The following is a 5,677-nucleotide window of genomic DNA, read 5'->3' on the forward strand; positions in this document are numbered from 1 at the left end:
ACAGGGGCGACGCTTGAAGCGAGCTAACGAATCGCGGATGCCAGCGAAAGCAAAGTCAAATCACGGATGCCCGCGAAAACGCAAATCGCGGATCCCAGCGCAAAGCCCAATCAAACCACTATTGCCCCACCGTAACAGCGTTACGAACCCCCGCAAGCGGCGACCCATAGCCGCCCGACTGGGCGTTATTAGGCGCGCCCGTAACGAGTTGCGCGCGCGGATCGGTGGGGTTCAGATTCATTTCGCCCGCCTGCTGGTTGCCGTGCGTCGGATATTCGCTGCCGCGCGGCGCGTTGGGCATCAGGCGCGTGCTGTTGACGGGCGCGTTCACGTCGTCGTAAGTGGAAAGCCCCTGCGCATTCGATAACGCTGCGCCGACAGACAGCGCGAGAGCGGTAGTCAACCGAAGCGAAACAGTGATCTTGCGCACGATGCACTCCTTACTCGAAGAATGGCGCGTCCGTCATGACTTGACGAACTACCACGCGGTCCTCTTTATTCCCTTTTAACTATTGGACATCGCACTCGCGAGTTCAAGGCGTGACGCGCATGGAAAGCCGCTCGCGTCGCGCTTTTGTAGCAGTTCTTCGCCCGCGGCTCAGGCTTTCTCCCCCGCCATGTCGCCAACCGCGCGCCGCGCCGCGCGCAGAATGTCGTTCGCGAGCCCCGGCTGCGCCTTCAACACCGCGCGCGACGCCGCGATCGCGCCAATCAGCGTCGATGAAATCGCAATCGCCTTCTCGCGCAGGTCGCCCTTCACCTTGCGCGCGCGCAGGTGCTTTTCGAACACCGCCGCCATCAGTTCAAAGCCCTCGCTGTAGCGCGCGCTGATGGTCTCGTCCTGTCGGCCGATCTCGCTCGCCGCCGCCGCCATCGCGCAGCCGTTCGCAATGTCGTCACGCTTTTCTTCCGACAAATAACTATCGAGCAGTTCGCTCAGGCTCGGCGCGCGGCCATCGGACGTTCGGGTCATGCGCTCGTGGCCGAGTTGCAGACCGTGCGCAAGCGCTTCCGCCGCGAGCGCTTCCTTCGACGGGAAGTGCGCGTAGAGCGCGCCGTGCGTAAGCCCCGCCGCCTTGCCAATCTCGGCGACACCGACGCCGTCGATGCCGTGCTCCCGGAACAGGCGCGCCGCCGTTTCGACAAGGGCCGCGCGGTTTTGCGCCGCCTTTTCCTTGCTGACTTTCATCGCTGATCCACCTTCCGCAACAAACCGGTGAGAAAAACCGCTTGACACTTATTGATTGCGATCACTATCATTAATTTAAGATTGCAGTTGCAATTATAAAGCAGCTGCGGGCGGATGTCCGTCCCCAACCTCACTCCATGGAGAAACGCAGATGTCATTCGCAAACAAAACGGCACTCATCACGGGCGGCAACGGCGGCATTGGATTCGCGGCGGCGCGCATCCTGATCGCCCAAGGCGCACGCGTGGCGATCACGGGCCGCGACCAGAAGAAGCTCGACGAAGCGGCGGCCGAGCTGGGCCCGAACGCGCTCCCGATCCGCGCCGACCTCGACGATCCCGCGGTCATCGACGACGTGATGAAAGTGATCGCCGACAAGTTCGGCAAGCTCGATATCGTGTTCGCGAACGCGGGCGTGAGCGGCGCGACGCCTGTCGGCAGCACCACGGCTCAGAAGTTCGAAGCGATCATGCGCACCAACGTGACGGCCGTGTTCCTCACCGTGCAGGCAGCCGTGCCGCTGATGGGCGAGGGCGGTTCGATCGTGCTGAACGGCTCCGTGATGCGTCAGCTGGGCGCGCCGGGATCGTCGGCGTATTCGGCATCGAAGGCGGCGATCTCCGGCATGGCGCGCGTGCTCGCTTCCGAACTCGTCACGCGCGGTATCCGCGTGAATACGGTCATTCCGGGCGGCACGCGCACGTCGATCTGGACGCGCGGCGACCGTGAAGGCGCAACGCTCGACGCGACGGAAACGGCGCTCTCCCCGATGATCCCGATGGGCCGTTTCGCGCTGGCCGAAGAAGTGGCGCAGGCGGCTGTGTTCCTCGCATCGGATGCGGCGTCGGGGATGACAGCGGCCGAGATCGTCGTCGACGGCGGCAATACGGGTGCGCCGATGGGTGCACCGGCTTTCCGCCGCTAATTCCGCCGCTAAAGATGTTGCGGCTTTAAAAGCCGCAAAGAAAAAGGGCGATGCACAGCGGTGCATCGCCCTTTGTCGTATTGGACGAACGCGGCGCGTCAGAACATCCCGGCCACGATAGCCGCGACGATCGACCCGAGCACCAGCACCGCACCGATCGTGCGACGTTTGTTCAACTGCGTCCACAGCAGCACGCCCGTGAGCGACAGCAAGATCACGCCGCCCGCGAACGTGTCGATCACCAGCACCCAGCCGACGCTCAGCCCAACGCCTTTGTGCAGGTTCGTCAGCGCTGCGAGGAACGTGTTGGCGCTGCGCTTGACGCTCACATAGTCATTGCCGACCCAGTACTCTGCCTGCGTATTTTCGCCAGGCGACGCAAAGCTCACCTGCCAGTGTTCCGGCTGAACAGCCTTGCGATCGCCCCACGCGACGGGATGCGACGGTTCTTTCTGCATGCGGCCCGGCTTGCCTTGCACTTTCAGCTCCTGCTTGAGCCACCTGGCGAGATCGCGCGGCGATTCGGGTGCGGGCTGCGGCAGCTTCACCTGCAGCGACTCGACCTGCGGTTCGCCCGTCGATACGCGCAGCGGACCGCCGCGATGGTTCAGCAAAAAGCCGCTCGTACCCATCAGCAGACCGAGCGCCGCGCCCCACAGGCCGACCCAGCTGTGCACCTTGCGCAGCCAGCGGATGAACGTGATGCGGCGCGATCCGGCGGGCGGCGCGCCATTGCCGGCGCTTTTGCCTCGTCCATTGACGCGCGCGGCGGAATCGATTGCAACGGTTTCGGGTGTGTTCACAGGTCGCTCCAGGGGCAAGACAGCGTAGGGTTGCAGCTGACCGCAACCGTCGTCGAAATGGCTCACGCACGCGTCGGGCCGTCGATGCTGGCGACGCGCGTGATGCTTCGTGACGGAATGACCATCGGCGGGGGGATGCGATGGCGTTGGCTGGCTGGCCGCTTTGCCCCTGGACGGAGCGCCGCAGTGGGCTGGCTTTGAGATCAGAAAAGGCTGCCTATGATTTCACGGGGTAATGAATGCCGCAATCATCGGGGGCGAATTACAACAGCGGCAATGTTTCGACAGATTACGTAAGGAATATGGAAGCTATACCGCTGGGCGTGCTCAACGCACGCCGAGCCGGTAGACGGTGGTATGGCGATAACGTTCGCCGGGCCGCAGCACGACCTGTTCGGCGTCCGGCATGTTGATCTGATTCGGAAACGCGCCTGTTTCGAGGCACAGTGCCGCGTGCTTGCCGTACGTCTTGCCGTTGCGTCCCGCGACGTCCGCGAGAAAGTTGCCCGTATAGAACTGCATGCCCTTCGCGTCGGTCGAGACGGTCAGCTGGCGCCCGCTGCCGGGATCGTAGAGCGTCGCTGCCGTGCGTAGCGCAGCGCTGCCGTCGCGCAGCACGTAGCAATGATCGAAGCCGCCTGCGCGCGCGAGTTGCGCATCCGGCCAGTCGAGGCGCGCGCCAATCGGTGCGCCCGCGCGAAAGTCGAACACGCTGCCTGCCACATCTTTTCGTTCGATGGGGATCATCGCGTCGTCGACGGCGAAAAATGCGTCGGCGTCGATCGCGATCACATGGCCGCGAATATCGGGCGCATCGGCGAGCGCGTCGCCCGACAGATTGAAGTACGCGTGATTGGTGAGGCTGATGGGCGTGGGCGCATCGGCGGTGGCGTCGTAGTCGATCGTCAGCGCGCCGTCGTCGTCGAGCGCATAGCGCACGGTTGCCGCGACCGCGCCGGGAAAACCTGCGTCGCCTTCGGGCGATTCGTGCGACAGCAGCAGTGCGCCGTCCACTTCGCGCGCCTGCCACAGCGCCTTGTGAAATCCGTTGATACCGCCGTGCAGCAGGTTGTTGCCGTCGTTGCGGTCGAGCTGATAGACGACGCCGTCCAGCGTGAAGCGCGCTTGCGCAATACGGTTCGCCCAGCGGCCGATGGTCGAGCCGAAGAACCAGCGGCTCGCCAGATACTCCGCGGGCGTGCTGTGGCCAAGCAGGACATCGGCGACGCGGCCCGCGCGGTCGGGCGCATGCCACGAGACGAGTGTCGCGCCGAGATCGCTGACGGTGGCGCGCATGCCGTGCGCGTTGCGCAGCGTGAACAGACGAATGTCGCCGAGACCGGGCAACGTGCCCCAGCGATCGACCTGGACGCTGGATGAGAGAGAGGTGTCGGTGCTGTGCATGTCGGCGAAATTCATATCGGTCGCGGATCGAACCAGATTAAGGCATTTATGCGGATGGCGCATTGTGAGTCGATTGCGCGGCGGCTTGCATGCGTTCCTGATACTCGCGCGGTGTGCAGTCGAGTTCGCGCCGGAACACGGCATACATGTACTGCAACGACGTAAAGCCGCAGCGTATCGCGACTTCCGCGCTCGACATGTCCTGCTGCGCGAGCAGTTGCTTGGCGACATCGAGCTTGTGCTTGAGGATTTCCTGATGCACGGTGCAGCCGAGTTCGCGCCGGAAATAATCTTCTAGCGACGAACGCGACACGCCCACGTAATCGGCGACCTGTTCTGTCTTGATGCCCTGGCAGGCGTATTGCCGGATGTAGTGACGCGCCCGCATTACGTAGGGACTTGCGAGCGGCTCGTGCCTGGTCGATTCGCATACGTTGATGCCGACGGGGGGCACGAGGATGCGACGGCCTGCGAAGCGTGCGCCGCCTAGCATCTGATGCAGAAGGTGTGCGGCTGTGCGCCCCATTTCCTCGGTGCCCTGAATCACGGATGAAAGCGGAATGCGGGTGAGCGAGCGCGTGAGCGGATCGTTGTCGATGCCGATGATCGCGACCTGTTCGGGCACGGCGATGCCGCTGATCAGGCACGCCTGTAGTACCTGGCGCGCGCGGGCGTCTGTTACCGCGATGATGCCGACGGGCTTGGGCAGGCTTTGCAGCCATTGCGTGAGTTGCTCGCTGGCCTGGTGCCAGACGGGGGCGCTGGTCGGCAGGCCGCGATGCACGTCGCCTTCCATGCCATCTGCTTTCAGCAGCGTGTTGAAGGCGAGTTCGCGTTCTTGCGCCCAGCGGTTGGTTGGGGATTCAGGCAGGCTGTAGAGGGCGAAGCGCTGCAGTCCGGCGCCGATCAGATGTTTGTACGCTAGCGACATGAGTTGCATGTTGTCGGTCGCTATGTAGGGGAGATTCGGCGGGTACTTCGATGCGTCTTCGTATGAGCCGCCTACGGCGACCACAGGCAAGGGGGAATCGGCGAGCGCTTCGCAGACGGCGGGGTCATCGAAATCGGCGATGAAGCCGTCGCCTTCGAAGCGTTCTATGCCGTTCAGGCGCGCGCGGAAGTCTTCCTCGAGGAAGAGGTCCCAGGCGACGCGGGTTGAAAGCAGGTAGTTGCCGATGCCTGTGATGATCTCGCGGTCGTAGACTTTGTTTGCATTGAAGAGTAATGCGATTCGATGTGTTGTGGGGGGCATTTGCTCTCCGTGCGGTGAAGGATTGCGGGCGTCCGCGATTTGGTTTTGCTTTCGCTGGCATCCGCGTTACGTTAGCGTGCTTCAGGCGTCGCCCCTGTGCGGGG

Annotated in this window: 6 protein-coding genes; 1 reads left to right on the plus strand and 5 read right to left on the minus strand. The window is 63.5% G+C overall.

Translation table 11 applies throughout. From position 1 onward, the window contains the following. Positions 1 to 118: 118 nt before the first annotated feature. Together KFO72_RS41055 and KFO72_RS41060 are read right to left on the minus strand one after the other, a co-directional pair. On the minus strand, positions 119 to 430 hold the full coding sequence (locus tag KFO72_RS41055) for a hypothetical protein (protein ID WP_060599793.1): 312 nt from the start codon (positions 428 to 430) through the stop codon (positions 119 to 121). 168 nt (positions 431 to 598) lie between these two features. Continuing rightward, entirely contained in the window at positions 599 to 1,189 is a 591-nt protein-coding gene (locus KFO72_RS41060) for a TetR/AcrR family transcriptional regulator (RefSeq protein ID WP_054928800.1), read from the minus strand. A gap of 151 nt (positions 1,190 to 1,340) precedes the next feature. Here KFO72_RS41060 and KFO72_RS41065 point away from each other — a divergent pair, with 151 nt between their 5' ends. Then, entirely contained in the window at positions 1,341 to 2,114 is a 774-nt protein-coding gene (locus KFO72_RS41065) for an SDR family oxidoreductase (protein WP_054928799.1), read from the plus strand. 98 nt (positions 2,115 to 2,212) lie between these two features. Here KFO72_RS41065 and KFO72_RS41070 read toward each other — a convergent pair whose 3' ends face one another. From KFO72_RS41070 to KFO72_RS41080, 3 genes are all read right to left on the minus strand, one after another. Further along, positions 2,213 to 2,917, minus strand: coding sequence for a PepSY-associated TM helix domain-containing protein (locus KFO72_RS41070; RefSeq protein ID WP_225034496.1), 705 nt, complete (start codon positions 2,915 to 2,917; stop codon positions 2,213 to 2,215). 327 nt (positions 2,918 to 3,244) lie between these two features. Then, positions 3,245 to 4,336, minus strand: a complete 1,092-nt coding sequence (locus KFO72_RS41075) for an aldose epimerase family protein (protein WP_062915709.1) — start codon at positions 4,334 to 4,336, stop codon at positions 3,245 to 3,247. 31 nt (positions 4,337 to 4,367) lie between these two features. After that, positions 4,368 to 5,573, minus strand: a complete 1,206-nt coding sequence (locus KFO72_RS41080) for a XylR family transcriptional regulator (RefSeq protein ID WP_082845382.1) — start codon at positions 5,571 to 5,573, stop codon at positions 4,368 to 4,370. Positions 5,574 to 5,677: the final 104 nt, after the last annotated feature.

The organism is Paraburkholderia sp. XV (genome assembly GCF_020177535.1).
GTDB classification, from domain to species: Bacteria; Pseudomonadota; Gammaproteobacteria; order Burkholderiales; family Burkholderiaceae; genus Paraburkholderia; species Paraburkholderia caribensis.

Coding starts and splice junctions, on each gene's coding strand:
- KFO72_RS41080 (WP_082845382.1), bottom strand. CDS start 5,573: ATGCCCCCCACAACACATCGAATCGCATTACTCTTCAATGCAAACAAA.
- KFO72_RS41060 (WP_054928800.1), bottom strand. CDS start 1,189: ATGAAAGTCAGCAAGGAAAAGGCGGCGCAAAACCGCGCGGCCCTTGTC.
- KFO72_RS41065 (WP_054928799.1), top strand. CDS start 1,341: ATGTCATTCGCAAACAAAACGGCACTCATCACGGGCGGCAACGGCGGC.
- KFO72_RS41075 (WP_062915709.1), bottom strand. CDS start 4,336: ATGAATTTCGCCGACATGCACAGCACCGACACCTCTCTCTCATCCAGC.